This is a genomic window from Paraburkholderia piptadeniae (genome assembly GCF_900007165.1).
GTDB classification, from domain to species: Bacteria; Pseudomonadota; Gammaproteobacteria; order Burkholderiales; family Burkholderiaceae; genus Paraburkholderia; species Paraburkholderia piptadeniae.
In genome coordinates this window covers 104,744-126,245 of record NZ_CYGY02000011.1, presented here as the reverse complement: position 1 = coordinate 126,245, position 21,502 = coordinate 104,744, and the positions used below count along the sequence as shown (strand labels likewise).

The window sequence follows — 21,502 nt, the reverse complement described above, 5'->3', positions numbered from 1 at the left end:
AGCGCAACCCAGGCCGATTGCAGAAGTCGGCGCGCGAACCGGCTTTTCCGATCGATCGCGCTTTAGGCGCGTGATCAAGCAATAAACCAGTGTGGCGCCGAACGTCTATCAGGCCGCGTTTTCATGACCCATTCCGCGAGCGTCAGGTGCCGGCAAGTCGGTGGCGTCATCACGCCGTCGATTCCAGCGCAATTTGAAGCGAATAGAGCGCGCTTACACGGCGACGCGGGCCATGCTGGAAACGGAACCTCAGGATGCCAGTCAGCTAGATCTCTACCCGTGCACCAACTTCGAATACACGGTTGGCAGGCAGCCTGAAGAACGCGGCAACATTGCCGACGTTATGCAACATCACTGCAAAAAGGCGTTCGCGCCATAGCGCCATTCCACTGCCCGGTGTCGGCACGACCGTCGCACGACTCAGGAACCACGTCGTTGCAGACGGCTCGAACGCAGGCCCCTCCTTCGTACACTCTTCGAGCGCCTTCGGCAGATCGACTTCGTCCTTGAATCCATAAGTGACCGTCGCCTGATAAAAGCCTGGGCCTAGCGGCTGCAATTTCACCCGTTCGCTGTCGGGCACCCATGGTATCTCTTTCGTTATCACCGTCAGGAATACCACGCATTCATGCAGCACCTGATTGTGCTTCAGGTTATTGACGAGCGCATGCGGCACGGCATCCGCGTTGGGCGTCAGGAAAATCGCCGTACCACCGACACGCAACGGGGCCCGCGCAAGCAGCGATGTCAGATACGGTTTGAGTGGAGTCGCGCCGGCGCGCACGCGCGCTTCAGCCAGCATCATTTCCCAGCCGCGGCCCCAGGTCGCCATGGTCGTGAACGCCACCGCGCCGATCACGAGCGGAAACCAGCCGCCCGCGACGATCTTCAACAGGTTTGCGGAGAAGAACATCGCATCGATCGCGATGAAGAACACGGTCGCGAAGATGCACAGCAGCCAGTTGTAATGCCACGCGTACCGGACGACAAAGAACGTCAGCAAGGTCGTGATCAGCATGGTGCCCGTGACTGCGATGCCGTATGCGGCGCCGAGAGCCGTCGACGAGCCGAAGCCGATCACGGCCGCTACCACCGCGCCGAGCAGTGCCCAGTTGATGCCGGGCACGTAAATCTGGCCGATTTCCTGCTCGGATGTGTGGACCACGCTCATGCGAGGCAGAAGGGACAACTGCATCGCCTGCTTCGTCATCGAGTAGGTGCCGGATATCACTGCCTGCGAAGCGATGACTGTTGCGACCGTTGCGAGGACGATCATCGGGAAAATCGCCCACTGCGGAAAGAGGTGATAGAAAGGGTTATCCAGCGCGCCGGCATGGGCGAGCAAAAGTGCTCCCTGGCCAAAATAGTTGAGCGCGAGGGCGGGAAACACGATGCCGAACCATGTGACGCGAATCGGGCGCTTGCCGAAATGGCCCATGTCCGCGTAAAGCGCTTCGGCGCCTGTCAGGGACAGCACGACGGCGCCGAGCGCGACGAACGCAAGCCAGCGATGATGCAGACAAAAGCCGAGGCCTTGCAGCGGATTGAGCGCAACCAGAATGACGGGCGCCGCGAATATATTGACGAGCCCCGCGATGCCGATCACGACAAACCACAACACCATCACCGGACCGAACACGGCGCCTATGCCGCTCGTGCCATGCTTTTGCATGATGAAGAGTGCAATGAGCGCCGCCAGCGTCACGGGAATCACGAACGTCTTCAACGTCGGTGCCGCAACCTCGAGGCCTTCGACGGCGCTCAGTACGGAGATTGCCGGCGTAATCACGCTGTCGCCGAAGAAGAGCGCGGCCCCCATGACGCCTACGATGATTAGCGCGCGGCGAAGCCGTGGCCGCGTCGAAACCGAGGAAGCCGCCAGTGCGAGGAGCGCCATGATGCCGCCTTCACTGTGGTTGTCTGCGCGCAGGACGAGCACAACGTACTTTAGCGACACGACCACCATCAACGACCAGAAGATCAGCGAGACGATGCCGACGATGTTGAATGCGTTAAGCGGCAGCCCGTTGCTCGAGTCAAAGACCGTCGATAGTGTGTATAGCGGACTCGTGCCGATGTCGCCATAGACGACGCCGAGCGCGGAAAGCGCGAGCGCCGGGAGGGCTTTACGATTCTCACCGTGCGCGCCGACCTGGTGGGCTTCGGGCGTCGTGGGGGCGGTGTGTCCCATGTCTTCCTCCTGATTCTGTCGCGTGGCGGTGATACGGCCTGCACAGGGGCGCGATGCCGCCAGGCACGGTCGTACGTTTCATGATCGTGGGACAATTCGAAATTCGCCAGGGCTTGCTGTTCCGTGGTGCCTTTACGCGCTATGGTTTCAAAAGTATAGGAACTGCGCACAAAAAGCGCGGTGTGGCTGCAGCGATGCTCTTGCTATCGGCGGACGATACGGGTGGATCGCTCGAGGTCGCCGGAGGCGCACGGTCCGTCTTGCTCGCGGTCGTGTCGCCCTGTGGAGCCGCTTGCGTTCACGCCAGCCGCAGCGCCGTCGTGCAAGACGGTGTTTTCCATTTGTCGGGCGAACCCGGTCGAGCCGGGTGGCCGCAGATCAGCAGCTTTTCCGAAGGGATGGGCAAGGAGACGCATGTGTCTGTCGCTAATCCAGCCTTGAGGATTCTCGTCCTCTGCATTGCGTGCGCTTGTCTGAGCGCGGTTCGGGCACAGGGCGTCGACGCCGTTCCCGGCTACCACCGCACCGGTGACAGAAGCGGACAATATGTCGTGCCCGGCCTGACGTGGCAAAGCGCGTCGCACCTCCATCGCGACTCCCGCTTCGACGGCAGGGTCGACGGCCATATCTACGCCCAGCCTCTCTACTGGCGCCCACCCGGTTCGGCGGTCGGGCTCCTGATCGCCGCAACGCAGGCGAACACCGTCTACGCACTCGATGCGGCAACGGGCCATGTCGTCTGGCGTACTGTGCTCGGGCCTCCCGTGCCGCGTTCGGCATTGCCGTGCGGCAACGTCGATCCCGTCGGCATTACGGGCACGCCGGTGATCGATCCCGCCGCGGGTACGCTCTACCTCGACGCGCTGGTGAACCGTCAGGGTGAGCCGGCACATCTCGTGTTTGGCCTGTCGTTGCGCGATGGCGCCGTGCTGCACGGATGGCCCGTGGACATCGCGGCCGGCCTGCGCGCACGAGGAATGTCGTTTGATTCGCGCGTGCAGAGCGAACGAGGTGCGCTGGTTATTCTGGATGGCCGGCTCTTCGTACCGTACGGCGGCAATTTCGGTGACTGCGGCGGCTATCACGGCTGGGTGGTCGGCTTGCGCCTCGACAGTCCCGGCGTGTCCGGCGGCTGGATGACTCGCGGCCTCAAGGGTGGAATCTGGGCGCCAGGAGGCGTCGCCGTGGCCGACAGGGCGCTGTTCGTCGCGACAGGCAATACCGGGGGCGTTGAGACCTGGGCCGACGGCGAAGCTATCGTCCGGCTTGCAACCGACCTGAAGCGTCCTGCGAGCGGACGCGACACGTTTGCGCCTACGGACTGGCGTGAACTGGATGAGAGCGACCTCGACGTGGGCGGCACCAATCCGATGCCGATCGATCTTGACGGGCGTCGGCTGATCGTCGGGCTAGGAAAGGATGGCAAGGCTTATATGCTCGATCGGGACAATCTGGGCGGCATTGGTGGCGCGCTTGTCGTGCAGCAGGTATCGAGCGCGTCGATTCGAACGGGACCGGCGTCATACCCGGCGCAGAACGGCGTGTACATCGCATTCCATGGCAACGGCGTCGCTTGCCCCGCCGGGCAGGGCGGAGCGGGCCTGGTCGTCTTGCGGATCGTCGCTGCGTCACGCGGCGGCATCGGCACCGCCTGGTGTGCGCGGGTGGACGGTGCGGGGAGCCCGGTCACCACGACCAGCGACGGCGCCGCGGATCGCATCGTGTGGATCGCGGGCGCGGAGGGTGACAACAAGCTGCACGGCTTCCGGGGAGACAACGGCCAGCCTGTGTTTGCCGGCGGTCGGGACGAAGACCGTATTCAAGGCCTGCGGCACTTTGCGACCATTCTGGCGGCAGACAGACGGCTCTACATCGCAGGCGACGACAGGATCTACGCGTTCAGCTTCGAACCCTGAGTCGCGATGCAGTCTGTATCAGTTGCGGCGCGCGAAGTGGCGGTTGTCCATTTGTAGTTCAGTATGGATATGTTCTGCGAATTGCTCTCACATTGCGCACAGGTCCGGGACACCCGTACTCGTCTCCGTGAATATCGGTCGGATTACGGGCAGAGGGACGCGCATTCAGCATGCGCGTACATTCGCGTTGGCGGCTTTACAGCGCGGTGGTCGGAATCCCGGCTGGATCGACGGTTCCGGACGGCCTGCGCGTCGATGGCCTGCCGAAGGCATGAATGACCGGGAGCTTCAGTAGAGACCTGGAATCAGTCGCGAGGTGCGGGCGCAATACGCGTCGTATTCGTTGTCGAACTGCGAACGCAACAGCGCCTCTTCCGCATTGATGCGCGCGATAAGCGGGGGAACGGTGAGCACCGCAAGTATCACGCCGACACTCGATCGAAACGCGAGTGCCCAACCCAGCGAGAGGATAAGCAACCCGAGATAGCTCGGATGGCGGACTACGCTGTACGGTCCGCTTGTGACGAGCGTATGTCCCGGCTGGATGGCGACCAGTCCGCTGAAGCGCCGGCCAAGCACGAAGACGGGCCATAGACGCAGCACGCCGCCCGCGATGTACAGGACGACGCCGATCCATCGTACCGTGTCGCCGTCGAGTATCCAGAACGCTTTGCGGTCCGTGTAGGCGGGTAGCCAGGCGCTCAGTAATCCGATTACGCCGAAGGCGGCCAGCACCCAGCGATTGCCGCGATCTTCGCGTTCGCCGGTGCTGAGATTGCCGGCGCTGAGAAGTCCAACGCCGGCCATCGCAATCGTCGCGATGGCGACGACCGTGAGAGCAGCGTGCGAGAAAAAGGCGGAAAAACCGCCCCAGCCCAGAATGGCAAGGCCGAGGTAAGCGAGGGTCGAAACGACGGTGACGAATGCCAGTCTGGGAGTGCTCGCCATATCTGTCCTGCTCTGGTGATGAAGATATGGCTTTCACTATGCTGGAAAATCGTCTGGGTGCAAACAGCACCGCAAAACTGCCCTTGGCACGGAGGATGATGCTATGTGATCTGCATGGTTCTAAAAGTCTGCAACCACGGTGTCATCGAATGAAGCGACGATCTCGCCAGAACGACTTATTCGGCACGGCTTGCTTCCAAGGGGGCAGTATGCAAAGAGCCGTCATATTGTGGCTTGCGCTGTTGTTCGGCGTTGCGTCGCTTCGCGTTTTCGATTTTGCCCATGCGGCTTTGGTCACGACGGCGAACGTCACCCACGATCGTCTGCCGCCCTATCAGCCACGATTTGGTCGCGCCCGGCCGGTTGTAGTGGTGCTCGCAGAGAACTACTACACGGAGCTTACCGACTACATGGTCCCCTACGGCATCATCTCTGCCTCCGGGGCGGCCGACGTTATCGCGCTGGCGACGAAACCCGGTCCAATCCGCATGTTCCCCGCGCCGATGGAGATCGAACCGCAGGAAACGACGGCTCAATTCGATCAGCGGGTTCCGGAGGGCGCCGACTACGTGATTGTGCCGGCGGTGCATCGGGATAGCGATCTGACGTTGGTGTCGTGGGTGGCGGATCAGGCGAAGAAGGGTGCAACGATCGTTGGCGTATGCGACGGTGTGTGGGTCGTCGCGAGGGCGGGACTACTCGATGGCCGTCGGGCGACAGGGCACTGGTACTCGATGGATGATCTGCGCAAGCAGTTCCCCAAGACCCGTTGGATCGAGGGCAAGCGCTACATCGCCGACGGGAAAGTCGTCACCACGACGGGCGTGACGGCGACAATTCCAGCATCGTTCGCCATCGTGGAAGCGATCGCCGGGAGTGATCGCGCCAACCAGTTGGCCGAATCTCTGGGTCGACGATCGTGGTCGTCGGAGATTCAAAGCTCGGCCTTTCGTCTCGACTTGCCGTCTTTACTGACGATCGCCCGCAACTATGTTTCGTTCTGGTCGTATGAGGATGTCGGCATTCCTATCGCGTCTGGAGTGGATGAAATCTCGCTTGCACTGCAGGCGGACGTTTATTCAACCACATTTCGCTCTACTGCTTATACGGTTGCACAGAGCCGGGATGCCGTACGGACCCGACGTGGAATCGTCATTGTGCCCGACCGCGTGGCCCGCATCGATGCACCCGGCCGCATGTTGCCCGCGCCTGATTCGGTACAGCCGTTGCGAGCGCTGGATGAGTCGCTAAAGGCTGTCGCCAATGGTTTCGGCGATCGCACCGCCGCGTGGGTTGCGTTGCAGATGCAATACCCAGGCTACTAGGCTGATCGCAAACTCGTCGCATGCCGAAAGACAGTGTCAATCGGGATTGGGTTGAAGATCGCTTGGCCGCCGCCCTCGATCGCATAACTTCATCGAAGACGGCAAGCCGATCGGCATGGCCGACGCGGGACGCGCGTGGCACAGCGACATGTGCTATGTGACGAATCCGCCGCGCTGTTCGTTGCTCTACGCGCTCGAAGTGCCGCACGATGATGCGAACGAATCCGATGAATTGATCGCCAGGCTGCTCGCGCACATGACGAAGCCCGAGTTCGTCTACCGGCATCGCCGGTGCAAGCGACTGAACGGCATTTTTTATGAATGTTCGACAGCGCACCAACGAGTGAGCATTCGTGTCAGGAAGTCATATACTGCCTCAGTGCATTTGGGGCATGCGTCGGCATAAGCGTCCGGGCGCGTTCGACGAGCCCTGCGACGAAAAAAACAAACGACACCGTAACCATATCGCTGCGCCGTTTGCCCGCGAATGTCCTTTCGTCGGACGTGACGACCACGAGGCCCGGTGGTCCGGGCTTTACGGCACCTGCCAGACAGGACGAAGCCATGCTGACCATCGATGACATCCGGGCAGTTCCGCTCTTCTCGACACTTCCCGACAACGAACTGGAGAGTCTCGCGCACACGTCCGCCGACCTGCATCTGTGCGCGGGCGAATTCGCCGTCCATGAAGGCGGCGAACGCGCGCTCTATGCGGTGCTGTCAGGCAAGATGGAAGTCATCAAGACGTTCGACGGCATCGAGCGCACTCTGGGCTGGCGTCTGCCGGGCACCATCTTCGGCGAAGTGCCGCTTGCGCTGAGTTCGCCGTTTCCGGGCGCGTATCGTGCTGCGGAACCTTCGCGCGTCATGCGCGTGGACGCGCAGCGCTATTACGCGCTCGCTGCCGCGTCGCCGGAGGTTGCGTTCAAGATGGGGGCCCTCGCGCGCGAGCGCATCGGCGGTCTTCAGAGCCTCTCCGCCGAACCGCCGAAGGCGCGCGTGACCATCGTCGGCCGTCGCTGGGACGACGCTTGTACCGCGCTGCGCCAGTTCCTCGCGCGCAATCAGATCAGCCATGACTGGATGACCCCCGACGCGCCCGAACTGCCGGCGCGCTGGCCCGGCACCGTTCCGTCCGACGCGGAGTGCCCCGCGCTGCGGCTCGTCGACGGAACGGTGCTGAGCCGGCCCGCGACGCGCGAGCTTGCACGCTTGCTGGGTTTGCAGACCCACCCTCGCTTCGCCGAATACGACACGGCGATCATCGGCGGCGGGCCGGCCGGCCTGGCCGCGGCCGTGTACGGCGCATCGGAAGGCCTGCGCACGCTGGTGCTGGAGCGCGAGGCGCCGGGCGGGCAGGCCGGCACGTCGTCTCGCATCGAGAACTATCTTGGCTTCCCGAACGGCGTTTCCGGCGACGAACTCGCAAGCCGCGCGCTACAGCAGGCGAGGCGGCTCGGCGCCGAGATTCTGGTCACACGATCGGTGGCGCGAATCGATGTCGAACGACGCGAGATTCACCTCGACGGCGGCGATGTCGTCCGCGCGCAGACGATGATTCTCGCGACCGGGGTGACGTGGCGGCGCCTCACCATCGATGGCTTCGACCGGTTCATTGGCAAAGGAATCTACTACGGCGCGTCGCGCAGCGAAGCGGGCGCGACGCATGGACTGGATGTTCATCTGATCGGCGGTGGCAATTCCGCTGGACAGGCCGCACTCTATTTTGCCAATCACGCGCGCAGGGTGACGCTCGTCGTGCGAGGCGATTCGCTCGAGAAAGGCATGTCGCGCTATCTGATCGAGCAGATTGCCGGCAAGGACAATGTCGCGGTGCAGTTGCGATCGGAAGTCGTCGGGGCACACGGCGATACGTGTCTGAGCGCGATCGACGTTCGCGATGGAACGAGCGCGGAGGTGCGCCGCTACGACTGTGGCGGCCTGTTCGTTTTCATCGGCGCCGATGCGGAAACGGATTGGCTGCCGGCGGAAATCGCGCGCGATGCACGCGGCTATGTTCTGACGGGTGACGATGTCGTCAAGGCGGGCCGCTGGTCCCATGGGCGGGACCCGTACCTGCTCGAATCGAGCGTGCCCGGCGTGTTCGCCTGCGGGGATGTGAGGTTGAGCCCCGTCAAACGCGTGGCTTCGGCAGTCGGCGAGGGGAGCATGGCAATCGCCTTCGCGCACAAGTATCTGCAGTTCGATGCGCGGTAGCGTTGAGGACGGTGGCGCTACTGCATCCACATCTGGCGCGGCGCGTTCGCTGGCAGCGCAACACCGTTCGACATGAGGGGCGGCCGCAAGTGGGCGAAGCCCGCTCGTGGACGTGCCCTCGATGGAAGGGTTAGGCCTCGGGCTCGTGGCAAACCACTTCGATGTTGTGCCCGTCCGGACCAGTGACGAAAGCTGCGTAGTAGTTCGCGTGGTAGTGCGGGCGCAGACCAGGCGCACCATTGTCTTTGCCGCCCGCCTCCAGCGCCGCGCGATAGAAAGCCTCGACCTGCTGGCGATTCCCGGCTGTGAACGCCAGGTGAAGATGCGCCGGCTTCTCGTCGGTCTGGTACAGGCACAATGAAGCCTTACCTTTTGGGCTAAGCTCGACACCGTACGTCGGCGGCCCCTCCGAGACAACAGCTACGCCGAGCGGTTCGAGTGCCTTGAGGAAGAACGCCTTGCTCGCTGCATAGTCGCTGACTCCGAATTTGACGTGATCAAACATGAGTTCCCCTGAAGTGTATGGGCCTGCGCGAGGCCTGACGTAAAGTATCCCGCAGAACCTGCGGGATAAGTTGGACTGCAATGTGCAATTGGGCAGAAGTACCCCGGGGTTCTGGCTGTTTCCATCGCCCACTTTCCGGCTAGATCTAAAGGAAAACATGAGACGACTGTTCTTCGCTGCGCTCGCAGCCACGTGTTTCGTGACTTGCGCTCGTGCGCAAAGCAACGCGCCCGGCCCGCTCGCCACGCCTTCGGGCGAACTGCAATTCGCGCGCGTCGACCGCGATTTCGTCGGGATGCTCGACAAGGAAGTTTTCGATCGCTTCGACGCGAACACGCTCACGCATTTCGATGACGTCGGCAACGTAGATCACGCCGTCACGCGCACGCTTGTACAAACCGATTCCGGCCCCGTGCTGTACGACTTTCGCCACCATCCGCCGCTTGTGCAGCGCTCGGGCAAGCGCATGACGGTCAAGCGCGTGTTCTGGCAAGGCGATGAAGTGGTGATGCAAAGCTCGCAGGGCTGGTTCCGGTTCAAAAACGGCGTGTTGACAAAGCTGCAGTCGTCTACGACGACTTACCATTGAATGCGCGCGCACCCCGAACATACGCTCGCCAGCGATGACATGCACCGGCTCGCCGCGCAGCACAGTCGAAAAATGTCGGCGATGTCGGCGATCGCGCCAAGGTGCTGCGCGCTTGCAGTCGTAGTCGTGATTGCGTTTGCAATACCGGCCCGGGGCGATGCGGACACCGGGCGTACAGCTTCCCGATTGACCGATGACGCCATCGTCAGCGCCTGGCGTACTCTGCGCGCCGTCGATTGCGCCCGCTGTCATGGCAAGGACTATGAGGGGCTAGCGGCACCGTCGATTGTCGAGTACGCGCGCACGCAGAGCCGCGAGATGTTTGGCCGGATGGTGCTTGACGGTGAGCCGTCGCGCGGAATGCCCGCATATCGCGGCAATCCCTTGATCGCTGAGCACATTGACGATATTTACCGGTACTTTCTCGGCCGTGCCGACGGCACGATTCCCGTCGACCCACGGCCTCCGCAGCGTTAGTCAGAACTGGGTGGGCTGCCGAGGTTCATCCGGAAGCCTATGTCGGCGTGGGAAACGGGCGCGATCCACGCCGAACCGCGCACAATTCAGTGCGACGAGACATAAGCCGCATCAGCGAATACGGCCGGGATCGCGAAGCTCTCGCGCATACGCTTAGCCTCCGCGGCCGGCGTCAAGCCAAACAAACGCCTGAATTCCCTGCTGAACTGGGACGGGCTCGCGTAACCCACAGCGTGTCCCGCCGCCTCCGCAGTCAGCGCCTTGCGCACCATTAACAGGCGAGCCTGATGAAGTCGCGTCGACTTCACGTATTGCATCGGCGACACCTGCGTAATTGCCTTGAAGTGGCTATGGAAACTCGGAATGCTCATGCCCGCTTCGTCGGCCAGTTGCCTTACGTCGAGGGGCTGCGCATAGCTTGCATGAATCAGACGAAGTGAGCGGCCTATCTGGCCGAACTGTCCTCGCATCGCCAAAGCCTCGCGCAACGAGCTTCCCTGGGCTCCCGTGACTACCCGGAAATACAGTTCACGCAGCAGTCCGGCGCCCAACACAGCAGCTTCGAGTGGCCGATGCATTGCCTCGAGGAAGCGCAGCACGGACGCTTGCATCGCGTCATCCATCGGCGTCGACATCATGCTCTGAGGTGCTGGTGCGCGCTCCGCCACGCCTTCGCGGTCGATCCGCTCCGCAAGTTCGGCGGCCAACGCGAAATCGAGGTGCAGATACAGCGCGAGCAGCGGGCGCTCCTCGGTTGCGTCGGTCTCCATGCTGAACGGCACAGGCACGGACACGGCCAGGTAGTGACGCTCGTCGTACAGGTAGAGCTGGTCGCCGAAATAACCTCGTTTGCGGCCCTGGCAGACGATCACGATACCGGGGTCGTACAGAACGGGCGTGCGCGATAGCGCCCGGTTCGACCGCAAGATACGGACGCTCGGTAGTGCCGTCAGGTTGTAGCCCTCGTCGGGCGCCAACGCGCGTAGCAGGGCGACCATGCGTTTCTGGCTTCGAGAGGATAGAGCTGGATGCTGGGTCGAAGCACGTATCGTGTTCATAGTTTTATGCAAGAAAATTAGCGGAATTCGGCTTAAGTTACCTTGTTCGTCAGATTAGCATGCACTCTCCAATCGACATTCGGGAGAAGCTTTAATGGCATCCAGCAAAACTCTGCTCATCACCGGCGTTAGCAGCGGCTTTGGCCGCGCGCTCGCACAGGAAGCGCTGGCGGTGGGTCACAAGGTCGTCGGTACGGTGAGAAGTGCCCAGGCAAAGGATGAATTCGAGTCCTTATCCGCGAATGCCGCTTGGGGACGTGTGCTCGACGTGACCGACTTCGACGCGATCGACAGCGTCGTGGCGGAAATCGAGGCTGGCGTCGGACCAATCGATGTGCTGGTCAACAATGCCGGCTACGGCCACGAGGGCATCATGGAGGAATCGCCGCTCCCGGAAATGCGCCGACAGTTCGATGTGAATGTATTTGGTGCGGTCGCCATGATGAAGGCCGTCCTGCCGTTCATGCGTGAGCGCCGCCGCGGCCACATTCTGAATATCACATCGATGGGCGGCTACATTACGATGCCGGGAATCGCTTATTACTGCGGGAGCAAGTTTGCGTTGGAGGGCATCTCCGAGGCGCTAGGCAAAGAGGTCAAGCCCTTCGGTATTGCCGTGACGGCCGTGGCGCCGGGCTCATTTCGCACTGACTGGGCCGGTCGTTCGATGACGCGGACCCCCCGCTCGATTTCGGATTACGACGATATTTTCAATCCCATTCGCCAGGCCCGCGAGGAAAAAAGCGGCAAGCAAACGGGAGATCCCCGGAAAGCGGCGCGCGCAATGCTGGCCGCCATTGCAGCGGATCATCCGCCCACGCATCTTTTGCTCGGTAGCGACGCACTCGGGCTCGTTCGAGACAAGTTGTCGGCATTGAACGTGGAAATCGGTGCGTGGGAGGCTATCACCGTTTCGACGGACGGCTGATGACCGCCGAGGCGGAGAATCTGTCGAGAACCGTATCCCGCGGCGTCGGGTGCGAACGATGCGATGCTTGCCCGATGTGAAAGTCTGTTGGCAGTACGCACGCGCCTGCGGATGACTGTTTTCAAGCACCGTGACAGGCGCTTCCCGACCCCACTTCAACGCAATCGCACGTCGCGAGCACGAACGCTCACCGCTGCCGAGGACGCGGCTCTTCTGCGGGATCGACGGCACGACGATGCTGCTCGACGCCGGCGCCGGCCTCGATAAGCACGTGCGGCAGATTGCAGAGCCGGTGGGTAAGCATCGCTTTAGCCGTTGATTTTTCTGGTTGCGCGAAGAAAGGCGCGCAGGCCGATGCTGCGGCGGCCGAATCGCCAAGGTGGTCGTGTCGCCGTGTTCCGACTGGGATTCGTTCGTGGTTGGCTTGGCCCTGATGGCGGAGCCGCCGCGCGATGACGGGCTTTACCGTTTCCTGATTGTGTCGCTCTACAACTGTGGGACGCGAGGGTCTATTGATCCGCCGAGACTGCGAAGCAACTTCAACTGCGTATGCGACACCAAGTCGACGGCTCGCAAGGCACATTCTTGGCGCTGCGTGATCATCAAAGATTCTATCTTGATCACCCTCATACCCCCTGTGAAGCCCAGCTTGCGCGGGCTTCACAGAGATTTTCAGTTGCAGGATTTTGGACGTAGCCCCGGGTTACTTCACGAGCGCCCGCAGACTGTCAACGACCTCGGGGTTGGCCAGCGTGGATACGTCTCCTGGGTCCTGATGGTTCGAAAGTGCCGCGAGCACGCGCCGCATGATCTTGCCTGACCGGGTCTTGGGCATGTCTGGAACGATCAGCACCCGGTGCGGCTTCGCGATGGCACCGATCTGGCCGACCACCGAGTTTGTGACCTGCTTTGCAAGATCCTCCGAAGCTTCCACCCCCGGCCTTAACGAAACATACAGTTCGGGCACTTTGCCCTTGATCTCGTCGGCGACGGGCACGACAGCCGCTTCGACGACATCGGGGACAAGCAGGGCGGCTGACTCGATTTCCTTGGTACCGAGGCGATGGCCGGCGACGTTGATCACGTCGTCGATGCGCCCGAGAATCCGGAAGTAGCCGTCCGCAGCGTCGACGGCACCGTCTCCCGCCATGTAGGGCCAGTCGCGCCAGTCCTTACTCTTGGGATTCCGGCAGTAGCGGGCATAGTACGTTTTCACGTAGCGCTCCGGGGCCTTCCAGATGGTCTGAAATGCGCCGGGCCACGGATTGAGGATGCAGATATTGCCGGCCTTGCCGCAACCGCGCGCAAGCTCGTTACCGTCGTCGTCGTAAATCACCGGATGAATGCCGGGTATCCCCGGGCCGGTACTGCCGGGCTTCATCTTGTGCAACGCCGGCACGGTGCTGCAAAGGAACCCGCCCGTTTCCGTTTGCCACCACGTGTCGACAATCACGGCCTCACCCTTGCCGACAGACTGGTGATACCACTTCCAGACTTCAGGCTCGATGGGTTCGCCCACAGTCGTCATGTGCTTGAAGTGATAGCTGTACTTCGCCGGTTCGTCCGGTCCGCTGCGCCGCAGCGCCCGGATTGCCGTCGGCGACGTGTGGAAGATGTTGACGCCGAGGTTTTCGGCAATTCTCCAAGGGCGCCCGGCGTCGGGGTACACCGGCACGCCTTCGTAGACGACCGACGAGGCCCCGAGCGCGAGCGGGCCGTAGACGATGTACGAATGGCCGGTGATCCAGCCGATGTCGGCCATGCACCAGTAGACGTCTTCGGGGTGAATGTCCTGGATGTATTTCGATGTCCAGGCGACGTAGGCGAGATAGCCTCCAATGGAGTGTTGGCATCCCTTGGGGCGCCCGGTGGTGCCGCTCGAATACATGAGGAATAGCGGTGCCTCGGCCAGCATCTGCACGGGCTCGACACGTTTGCCGCGGAACGCCTTGAGGGCGTCATTGACGATGACGTCGCGTTCATCCACGAGCTTTGTCGGACTCGAATACTTGCCCGGATACCGCTGCCAGATCAGAACCTTCTCGGCCTTGTGACCCTTCCCGGCAGCTTCGGCGAACGCGATGTCGGCTTTTTCCTTGTGATCGATCAGCTTGCCGCCGCGCCAGTAAGCGTCCATCGTAATCAGCAGACGGCTTTCGGAATCCAGGATGCGGTCGGCGCAGGCCGCGCCGCTGAAGCCGCTAAATACCTGCGAGTGAATCACCCCGAGTCGGGCGCAAGCGAGCATCGTGATGGGCAATTCCGCCACCATAGGCATGTGGAGAGTGACCCGGTCACCGGCTTTCAGGCCGAATGAGTCGCGTAGCATCGCCGCGAACTCGCTTACACGGACAAAAAGCTCCTGGTAGGTGACATGCTGGACCGTCTCGTCCTCGGGCTCGGGCACGAAATGGATCGCGGTCTTGTTACGGTAGGCGGCAAGGTGGCGATCCACGCAGTTGTAGCAGGCATTGAGCCGGCCACCGACGAACCAGCGCCAGAACGGAGGATTGCTTGCATCGAACATCGTCTCCCAGTACTTGTACCAGTCGAGAAGGTCCGCGAACTCCTTGAAGCACTCGGGGAATTTGTCGAGAGAGAAGCGTGCGAACACTTCCGCGTCTGTCAGATTGGCTCGGGCGATGAACGAGGCGGGCGGCAGGAAATAATCCTCTTCAGGCCAGTGCACGGCGATTTGCGCCTCGGAAATCTCGGCTGTTTGTTGCTCTGCGGAAGTGCGGCGCGATGACTTGTCTCGTGGCATGACAATTCCTCCTTGCTCCCAGGTGCCCGGGGCACGAGGTGTCCCACGCTACTCGCGGCAGCGCGTCTTTTGAGTCTGGGCACCAGGCGCGACAGTCCGTGCGCTGCATAACGAATTTAAGGCCAGGGCGGATGTAATGCCAATCAACGTATTCCCCGCCAAAGAGTTGCTTTCCGACGGCCAATTGCGTTAGCGCGACGACGCTGTTTGGCTTGCCGGGCGGTCAGCCCTGAACTAGATTTTCATTGGGGTTCATCAAACGGGAGAGGCACCATGGACCTGCTCGTTGAACGTGTCGATGTGTGGGCGGCCACCATCGAGGATAGACCCGGCGGTCTTGCCGAAGTGCTCGGTGTGCTGCGAGATGCCGGAGCGGACCTGCAATTCATCATCTCCCGTCGAACTCCGGAAACGCCCGGGAAGGGAGTCGTGTTCCTCGCGCCGCTTCAGAACGACCGCGAAATCCGTGCCGCCTCGCAAGTGGGATTTAACGTCACTCCGAGTCTTCACTCGGTGCGTGTGATGGGCACCGACCGGCCGGGCATCATTGCAGAACTGACTCAGAAGCTGGCTGCAGGGGGAATCAACCTCCGCGGCGTTTCGGCTGCCACCATGGGCACGCAGTTCGTCGCCTACATGGCACTGGACACGCTGGACGATACGGTTCGCGCAATCGGGATTTTGCAGCAGGCATAGGGACGTTATGCCGCCGCCGGGACGGCGACGGTGTGCCCAGATGCGGTCGCATTGCTCGGACAAAATGAAGGCGACACGCCCCCGCGGGGCAGAACTTGCTCACTGGCCCCGATATACCAGCACCGGTATCTTGCTGTGGGTTAGTACCTTCTGCGTTTCGCTGCCAATGAGGAGTCCTTGCATGCCGCGCCGGCCGTGTGACGCCATCACAATCAGATCGCAATGCCGCTCCTGCGCGGCGTTGATGATTGCCTGATACGGGTGGTCGTTCATGACCCAGGTCGTTGCGCATAGGACGGCGGCGTCTGTCGCGACCTGTTCGACGAAAGCCAGATATTGTTGAGCGTGATTCCTCGCGTGCCGGGCGTGGTCAGTCGACGTGTCGGCCAGCATTTCGGAGTCGGACGTCAGCAGATGGAATTTCGGAATGACGTGAATGCCTGTGATCTTCGCGTCGAAGGCTTTCGCCACGTCAACCGCCATGCGAACAGCCTCATCGGAGAGTGCTGATCCATCGGTAGGCACCAGCAGATGCTTGAACATTCTATTTCTCTCTCAGCGCGAAGCCGATGCCCAAGATTTCGCGCTACGTCCCTCGGTACCATCCCTGCGCCGTATTCGAATTTTGTACCGGTCGAGCATCGAGCCGGTTGCGGAGCAGCGAAGGCGACAGTCAAAGGATCGTCTGATTCAGTATAGGTCTGCTCCGGCGCGACGCGCGCAGTCGTTGCACCCAGAGCCCGCGGGCAGATGCAGCCACCCTCGGCGCCGTGAGTGAAGCCCTTCGCTGCGCCGCTGGGGACTATTTCCAGGCGGGAGGCCGATTCAAACCGCGAATCGACGCGGAGCAGGGCGCGACAGGACCGCAACGCAAAACATCGACTGGCAGAAGTCTGTTCGAGGTGCTCCTGCAATTCGATCACGATACGTCGACTCGTAACGGATGCAGTCGGTCCGTTTCTCGGCCCGCGGTTAGCAGGCACCGGAAAGGCTCAATACCCGGATAGGGTCCACTTCTCCATGAAGTTCCGCAGCGCTCACTGGCCGGCGCGCCTAACCCACGCCGGCCGACCCTCACCGATTGGCTAGGCCGCTTGCGGATGGGCTTGTGCCCAGTCGTGTGTCGGAAGTACGGTGTGTCCGAAGCTTTCGTTGATCACCATCGCCGCGGACGCATAGAACGCCAGTAGGGCGGTAACCAGGCCTGCATAGCCACCGACCTGCGTGGCAAGGCTCATGCCTGTCCATGCGCCGACCGCCAACAGCAGAAAAGTGATCCACAGCGAGAGAAACACCAGTTGCACAGACGTACTCGTGTGCAGTGAGCCGATCCACATGTAGAACGTGAAGACGCCCCACACAAACAGATACCATCCGATGAAAGACTCAGGCACCTTGGCGCCCAGGAACCCGGCAAACAGCGCAAAGGACCACCAGAAGGCGCCGTAACTGAGGAACGCCACCGTGCCTAGCGTATTGCCGCGCGGAAATTCGAGCACGCCCGCGATCATCTGCGCCGTGCCGCCGAAAGCGAACGCTAGCGCCAGCACGAGCCCCAAGGCATCCTTGTCGAACCAGCCGGCGTTCACCATGCTGAGCATCCATGTGGTGAATGCGAACCCAGCTAGCCCGAGCGGCGCCGGGTTGGCTAACTTACTGTTCATAAACCGCCTCCTTGGTGGTTAGCCTTTTAGACATATCCAGAGGCGATGCGAATTCCTCGGTCGCCGCCGAACGCGACCGTGCCATGCTCGCTATCGATGGCCATCAGCGCAATGTGCGTTTGACCCTGTTTGTGGCGCAGCCACGTGCAAGCCTGCGCGGTTCAACTTAAGTGTAGGACGCGTTGCGCTGCTCGCCGAATCGGATGGCGCTGATCTGGCGGGAGGATGACCGCCAGATCGTCGAAGCCTGTCGCTACGCGTATGAACGTGCGTCAACGTCTGAACGTTCGCGCGCGGATCTTCACGGCATGAGGGTCGCCGCCCTTTGGCAGGTACTCATGCCAGTCGCGCGGGATATCGAAAACGTTAGGATCACGACCGATGCGCAGCACGAAGGCGCCGCTACTGCGATCTCGTTCTCGCATGCATAATGTCGCCACAGACCCCGAGCACCACATGCGTAACTGCTTCGCGACAAGGTCGGGCTGACGTATATCGCCCTGACTGAGGCTGATGTCTGACGACGGTCGCTGACCAAGTGCCGTATCTAAAACTAAAACAGCAGTTCAATCGAGTGAAACAGGCGGCGGCGGTCGGCATCCTGCGACCGCGCGCCCGCATCGATCACTTCCCGCAGGCATTCGATAAAACAGGCGCCTGCGGGACTGACGGGCACGCCGCGCCGCGACGTGATGCTCACGGTCGTCTCATCTACGATCTCGCGCAACGGCAACGCGCGCAGATTTTCTTTCGCGATGTTCACTTCAACGAGCGGCCACGGAAAGATGCTGAGGAAATCGGTCTGCTGAAGCAGACCCAACACGATCGCGAACGAATGCGCGAGATGAATCGTATGGGGCACTTTCATCCCACGCTTGCGGAACAGATTGTCGGCCATCGACTCCCGGCTCGCCGGGTCCCAGTTCAACACCCACTCAGCATCCTGCAGTTCATGCAGCGTACGGCACTCGGCAAGCGGATGCCCGCGCCGCGCGACGACAGCTGAATGCGTCGAAAAAAGCGGCACATTATGAAACTCCGATTGCGGCGACGCAGGCGGCGGGCGGCCGATCGAAAAGTCGAGGCTGCCGTCGCGCAGACGCGGTTGCACGACAGCCAATAACCCTTCGAAGAATTCCAGTTGCACGTCGGGCATCTTCTGCTTGAAGCGGTTGACCGTCTCCGGCAGAAACGTCAGTGCAAGCCACGGCGTCACGCCGACCGACAGCTTGCCCGCGGCCGCGCCGCGCATCGCTTCCAGTTCCGCTTCCGCGCGCGCCAGTTGCCCGAGCACGAGCCGCGCGTGCACGACGAGCGCACGCCCATACTCGGTGAACGCGACGCCCGATGTGCCGCGAATCACGAGCGGCGTCCGTAAATCGGCTTCGAGTTCGCGCATCGACTTGGTCACGGCAGCGGGCGAGAGGCCCAGCTGACGCGCGGCGGCACGGATGCTCCCCGTTTCGGCGATTGCGGCGAGCGTGGTCAGTTGATGCAGTTTCATCTGTCGGACGTATGCAGGGTGGCATCGCGAGTGGCAACTGTTGGTTGCCACCGTAACCGTTTCCCGTCTGCCCGTCAAAAAAACGGTTGGCTATGCTGGGCGCACAGACAATCTATGGAGACAGCAGCGTGAACACGATGGTCATCCCCGCCGGCATCGCCGGTCTCGAAGAAGAAATGATTGCCTTGCGCCGCCAGATTCACGCCCATCCCGAGCTTGCTTACGAAGAGCACGTCACGGGCGATCTGGTCGCTGCGAAGCTCAACCAATGGGGCTACACCGTGACGCGCGGGTTGGGCAAGACGGGCGTCGTCGGGCAACTGAAAGTTGGCAACGGTGAGCGCAAGCTGGGCCTGCGCGCCGACATGGACGCGCTCCCCATTCACGAACAGACGGGCCTGTCATACGCGAGCAAGCTGCCCGGCAAGATGCACGCATGCGGCCACGACGGCCACACCGCGATGCTGCTCGCCGCGGCGAAGCACCTCGCGCAGGAACGCTCGTTCGACGGCACGCTGAACGTGATTTTCCAGCCCGCCGAAGAAGGCCTCGCGGGTGCGAAGAAAATGATCGAGGACGGCCTCTTCGACAAGTTCCCGTGCGACGCCGTGTTCGCGATGCACAACATGCCCGGTCATCCGACGGGCAAGTTCGGCTTTTTGCCGGGGCCGTTCATGGCGTCGTCGGATACCGTCATCGTCAAGGTGACGGGGCGCGGCGGTCACGGAGCGGTGCCGCACAAGGCCGTCGATCCCGTCGTCGTGTGTTCGCAGATCGTGCTGACCCTGCAAACCATCGTGTCGCGCAACGTCGCGCCGCTCGACGTGGCGATCATCACCGTCGGCGCGATTCACGCAGGCGAAGCGCCGAACGTGATTCCCGAAACGGCGGAAATGCGTCTCTCTGTGCGCGCTCTTAAGCCTGACGTGCGCGGATATCTGGAGACGCGCATTCAGGAAGTGGTTCACGGACAGGCGTCCGTGTATAACGCGCGCGCCGAGATCGACTATCAGCGCCGTTACCCGGTGCTCGTCAACGATGCGCAGATGACGGCCTTCGCAACGCAAGTCGCGCGCGAGTGGGTCGGCGACGATGGCCTGATCGACAACATGCAGCCATTGACGGGCAGCGAAGACTTCGCGTTCATGCTCGAAAAATGCGCGGGTGCGTATCTGATCATCGGCAATGGGGACGGGGAGGGCGGCTGCATGGTCCACAATCCCGGCTACGACTTCAACGACGATTGCCTCGCGACGGGCGCCGCCTACTGGGTGCGTCTTGTGCAGGCGTTTCTGGCCTGACGCGTTCGGGAGGCAGACATGACGTACACAGCCGCATCGGCTTCCACGCCAAACAACAACGCGTCGACGAGCGACGCTCAACCGCGGCACGTGAGCCACGCGAAAGCGATTGCCGCAATCACGCTCGGCAACGGCCTCGAATTTTTCGACTTCACGATTTATAGCTTCTTCGCGACGATTATCGGCAAACTGTATTTCCCGGTCGAAGGGCAGCTTGCACAACTGATGCTCGCGGTCGGCACGTTCGGCGTCGGCTTCATCATGCGGCCCGTGGGCGGCGTGGTGCTCGGCGCGTATGCTGACCGGGCAGGGCGCAAGGCGGCGATGAGTCTCACGCTCTGGCTGATGACGCTCGGCTCCGCGATCATCGCCTTCGCGCCGACGTATGCATCGATCGGACTCGCAGCGCCTGCGCTCGTGATCCTCGCACGGCTGATCCAGGGCTTCGCGTTGGGCGGCGAGATCGGCGCATCGACGTCGCTGTTGATGGAATATGGCAGCGACCGCACGCGCGGTTTCTACGGCAGCTGGCAGTTCGTGAGCCAGGGCTTGAACACGGTGGTCGGCTCGCTGCTGGGCGTCGCGCTCGCGGCGATGCTGTCGACGCATGCGCTAGAAAGCTGGGGCTGGCGCGTGCCGTTCGTGATCGGCATGGCGATGGGGCCGATCGGCGTGTACATCCGGCGACATCTCGACGAAACGCTGCCGGTGCCTGCATCGTCGGAAGAGACGCCAGCCATCGAGGCATCGACGGTCGCGCGGCCTGTGCGCGAGATCTTCGGCACGCACTTGGGCGTGATCACGACGGGCGTCGTGACAACGATCGGCGGCACGGCGGCGAATTACATCGTGCTGTTCTATCTGTCGACGTACGCGATCAAGATCCTGCATCTGCCGATGTCGCTTGCGTTGTGGGCGTCGTGGACGGCGGCGTTTGTCACGGTGATCTGCTCGCCGTTCGCTGGCTCGCTGTCGGATCGCTATGGACGCAAGCGCGTGCTGTGGATCTCGCGCGCGTTGCTGATTGCGGCGGTGTATCCCGCGTTCATGGTCATCAATGCCGCGCCGACTGTGCCTGTGTTGCTGGCTGTGGTTGCTGCGCTGGGCGTCCTGGTCGCATTCACGGCTGTGCCCAATATCGTCATGCTGCCCGAGATGTTTCCGCGTGAGATTCGCGCGACCGGGATGTCGATTGTTTATTGCCTCGGCGTGTCGATCTTCGGCGGCTTCGCGCAGTTCTTTGCGACATGGCTGATTCAACTGTCGGGCAATACCCTCGCGCCCGCGTGGTACCTGATCGGTTGCGGGCTGGTGTCGCTGCTGGCGCTGCCGTTTATTCGCGAGACGGCAGGGCGGCCGATCGACTGAAGGGCGCTTTCTCGTGCGGTAGGTCGCTCTCACGCCTCGACGGGTCTCAGC

18 protein-coding genes are annotated in these 21,502 nt (G+C 62.0%); 10 read left to right on the top strand and 8 right to left on the bottom strand.

Annotated elements, in window-relative coordinates; genetic code table 11:
* Nucleotides 1-265: 265 nt before the first annotated feature.
* Complete coding sequence (locus BN2476_RS05050; protein WP_087733064.1) at nt 266-2,191, bottom strand: potassium transporter Kup; 1,926 nt, start codon at nt 2,189-2,191, stop codon at nt 266-268.
* A gap of 416 nt (nt 2,192-2,607) precedes the next feature.
* Here BN2476_RS05050 and BN2476_RS05045 point away from each other — a divergent pair, with 416 nt between their 5' ends.
* Nucleotides 2,608-4,107, top strand: coding sequence for a PQQ-binding-like beta-propeller repeat protein (locus tag BN2476_RS05045; RefSeq protein WP_160111674.1), 1,500 nt, complete (start codon nt 2,608-2,610; stop codon nt 4,105-4,107).
* Nucleotides 4,108-4,395: 288 nt separating this feature from the next.
* Here BN2476_RS05045 and BN2476_RS05040 read toward each other — a convergent pair whose 3' ends face one another.
* Entirely contained in the window at nt 4,396-5,055 is a 660-nt protein-coding gene (locus BN2476_RS05040; RefSeq protein ID WP_087733062.1) for a methyltransferase family protein, read from the bottom strand.
* A gap of 209 nt (nt 5,056-5,264) precedes the next feature.
* Between BN2476_RS05040 and BN2476_RS05035 the strand changes: the two genes are divergently transcribed.
* Nucleotides 5,265-6,380, top strand: a complete 1,116-nt coding sequence (locus BN2476_RS05035) for a DJ-1/PfpI family protein (RefSeq protein WP_087733185.1) — start codon at nt 5,265-5,267, stop codon at nt 6,378-6,380.
* A 564-nt stretch (nt 6,381-6,944) separates the two neighbouring features.
* On the top strand, nt 6,945-8,597 hold the full coding sequence (locus tag BN2476_RS05025; protein ID WP_087733060.1) for an FAD-dependent oxidoreductase: 1,653 nt from the start codon (nt 6,945-6,947) through the stop codon (nt 8,595-8,597).
* 130 nt (nt 8,598-8,727) lie between these two features.
* Here BN2476_RS05025 and BN2476_RS05020 read toward each other — a convergent pair whose 3' ends face one another.
* Nucleotides 8,728-9,102 (bottom strand): VOC family protein, encoded by a 375-nt coding sequence (locus BN2476_RS05020; protein ID WP_087733059.1) that lies wholly within the window; start codon nt 9,100-9,102, stop codon nt 8,728-8,730.
* 157 nt (nt 9,103-9,259) lie between these two features.
* On the opposite strand from BN2476_RS05020, the gene BN2476_RS05015 reads away from it, so the two are divergent.
* Entirely contained in the window at nt 9,260-9,691 is a 432-nt protein-coding gene (locus BN2476_RS05015; RefSeq protein ID WP_087733058.1) for a hypothetical protein, read from the top strand.
* Nucleotides 9,692-10,168: a c-type cytochrome gene (locus BN2476_RS05010; protein WP_235850698.1), complete on the top strand. Its 477-nt coding sequence runs from the start codon at nt 9,692-9,694 to the stop codon at nt 10,166-10,168. It begins immediately after the preceding gene.
* A gap of 86 nt (nt 10,169-10,254) precedes the next feature.
* On the opposite strand, the gene BN2476_RS05005 is transcribed toward BN2476_RS05010, so the two are convergent.
* Nucleotides 10,255-11,226 carry an AraC family transcriptional regulator gene (locus BN2476_RS05005; protein WP_087733057.1) on the bottom strand — a complete coding sequence of 324 codons (972 nt, stop codon included), beginning with the start codon at nt 11,224-11,226 and terminating at the stop codon, nt 10,255-10,257.
* Nucleotides 11,227-11,320: 94 nt separating this feature from the next.
* Between BN2476_RS05005 and BN2476_RS05000 the strand changes: the two genes are divergently transcribed.
* Nucleotides 11,321-12,154 carry an oxidoreductase gene (locus BN2476_RS05000; RefSeq protein WP_087733056.1) on the top strand — a complete coding sequence of 278 codons (834 nt, stop codon included), beginning with the start codon at nt 11,321-11,323 and terminating at the stop codon, nt 12,152-12,154.
* Between the two features lie 703 nt (nt 12,155-12,857).
* Here BN2476_RS05000 and acs read toward each other — a convergent pair.
* On the bottom strand, nt 12,858-14,918 hold the full coding sequence (acs, locus tag BN2476_RS04990) for an acetate--CoA ligase (RefSeq protein ID WP_087733054.1): 2,061 nt from the start codon (nt 14,916-14,918) through the stop codon (nt 12,858-12,860).
* Nucleotides 14,919-15,191: 273 nt separating this feature from the next.
* Between acs and BN2476_RS04985 the strand changes: the two genes are divergently transcribed.
* Complete coding sequence (locus BN2476_RS04985; protein WP_087733053.1) at nt 15,192-15,614, top strand: ACT domain-containing protein; 423 nt, start codon at nt 15,192-15,194, stop codon at nt 15,612-15,614.
* 99 nt (nt 15,615-15,713) lie between these two features.
* Here BN2476_RS04985 and BN2476_RS04980 read toward each other — a convergent pair whose 3' ends face one another.
* Together BN2476_RS04980 and BN2476_RS04975 are read right to left on the bottom strand one after the other, a co-directional pair.
* Nucleotides 15,714-16,157: a universal stress protein gene (locus tag BN2476_RS04980; protein WP_087733052.1), complete on the bottom strand. Its 444-nt coding sequence runs from the start codon at nt 16,155-16,157 to the stop codon at nt 15,714-15,716.
* 542 nt (nt 16,158-16,699) lie between these two features.
* Nucleotides 16,700-17,278, bottom strand: a complete 579-nt coding sequence (locus tag BN2476_RS04975) for an acetate uptake transporter (protein WP_087733051.1) — start codon at nt 17,276-17,278, stop codon at nt 16,700-16,702.
* 203 nt (nt 17,279-17,481) lie between these two features.
* Here BN2476_RS04975 and BN2476_RS46380 point away from each other — a divergent pair, with 203 nt between their 5' ends.
* A complete protein-coding gene (locus BN2476_RS46380) occupies nt 17,482-17,709 on the top strand; it encodes a hypothetical protein (RefSeq protein ID WP_087733050.1) in 228 nt (75 codons plus the stop codon).
* 122 nt (nt 17,710-17,831) lie between these two features.
* On the opposite strand, the gene BN2476_RS04965 is transcribed toward BN2476_RS46380, so the two are convergent.
* Entirely contained in the window at nt 17,832-18,782 is a 951-nt protein-coding gene (locus tag BN2476_RS04965) for a LysR substrate-binding domain-containing protein (RefSeq protein ID WP_087733049.1), read from the bottom strand.
* A 128-nt stretch (nt 18,783-18,910) separates the two neighbouring features.
* Between BN2476_RS04965 and BN2476_RS04960 the strand changes: the two genes are divergently transcribed.
* Both BN2476_RS04960 and BN2476_RS04955 read left to right on the top strand, forming a co-directional pair.
* A complete protein-coding gene (locus tag BN2476_RS04960) occupies nt 18,911-20,083 on the top strand; it encodes a M20 aminoacylase family protein (protein WP_087733184.1) in 1,173 nt (390 codons plus the stop codon).
* Nucleotides 20,084-20,101: 18 nt separating this feature from the next.
* Nucleotides 20,102-21,451, top strand: coding sequence for an MFS transporter (locus tag BN2476_RS04955; protein ID WP_087733048.1), 1,350 nt, complete (start codon nt 20,102-20,104; stop codon nt 21,449-21,451).
* Nucleotides 21,452-21,502 lie beyond the last annotated feature (51 nt).

What these genes read in the sequence shown, in the direction of transcription:
- BN2476_RS05050 (WP_087733064.1), bottom strand. Translation starts at nt 2,191, where the DNA reads ATGGGACACACCGCCCCCACGACGCCCGAAGCCCACCAGGTCGGCGCG.
- BN2476_RS05040 (WP_087733062.1), bottom strand. Translation starts at nt 5,055, where the DNA reads ATGGCGAGCACTCCCAGACTGGCATTCGTCACCGTCGTTTCGACCCTC.
- BN2476_RS05035 (WP_087733185.1), top strand. Translation starts at nt 5,265, where the DNA reads ATGCAAAGAGCCGTCATATTGTGGCTTGCGCTGTTGTTCGGCGTTGCG.
- BN2476_RS05025 (WP_087733060.1), top strand. Translation starts at nt 6,945, where the DNA reads ATGCTGACCATCGATGACATCCGGGCAGTTCCGCTCTTCTCGACACTT.
- BN2476_RS05020 (WP_087733059.1), bottom strand. Translation starts at nt 9,102, where the DNA reads ATGTTTGATCACGTCAAATTCGGAGTCAGCGACTATGCAGCGAGCAAG.
- BN2476_RS05015 (WP_087733058.1), top strand. Translation starts at nt 9,260, where the DNA reads ATGAGACGACTGTTCTTCGCTGCGCTCGCAGCCACGTGTTTCGTGACT.
- BN2476_RS05010 (WP_235850698.1), top strand. Translation starts at nt 9,692, where the DNA reads ATGCGCGCGCACCCCGAACATACGCTCGCCAGCGATGACATGCACCGG.
- BN2476_RS05005 (WP_087733057.1), bottom strand. Translation starts at nt 11,226, where the DNA reads ATGAACACGATACGTGCTTCGACCCAGCATCCAGCTCTATCCTCTCGA.
- BN2476_RS05000 (WP_087733056.1), top strand. Translation starts at nt 11,321, where the DNA reads ATGGCATCCAGCAAAACTCTGCTCATCACCGGCGTTAGCAGCGGCTTT.
- acs (WP_087733054.1), bottom strand. Translation starts at nt 14,918, where the DNA reads ATGCCACGAGACAAGTCATCGCGCCGCACTTCCGCAGAGCAACAAACA.
- BN2476_RS04985 (WP_087733053.1), top strand. Translation starts at nt 15,192, where the DNA reads ATGGACCTGCTCGTTGAACGTGTCGATGTGTGGGCGGCCACCATCGAG.
- BN2476_RS04980 (WP_087733052.1), bottom strand. Translation starts at nt 16,157, where the DNA reads ATGTTCAAGCATCTGCTGGTGCCTACCGATGGATCAGCACTCTCCGAT.
- BN2476_RS04975 (WP_087733051.1), bottom strand. Translation starts at nt 17,278, where the DNA reads ATGAACAGTAAGTTAGCCAACCCGGCGCCGCTCGGGCTAGCTGGGTTC.
- BN2476_RS46380 (WP_087733050.1), top strand. Translation starts at nt 17,482, where the DNA reads ATGGCGCTGATCTGGCGGGAGGATGACCGCCAGATCGTCGAAGCCTGT.
- BN2476_RS04965 (WP_087733049.1), bottom strand. Translation starts at nt 18,782, where the DNA reads ATGAAACTGCATCAACTGACCACGCTCGCCGCAATCGCCGAAACGGGG.
- BN2476_RS04955 (WP_087733048.1), top strand. Translation starts at nt 20,102, where the DNA reads ATGACGTACACAGCCGCATCGGCTTCCACGCCAAACAACAACGCGTCG.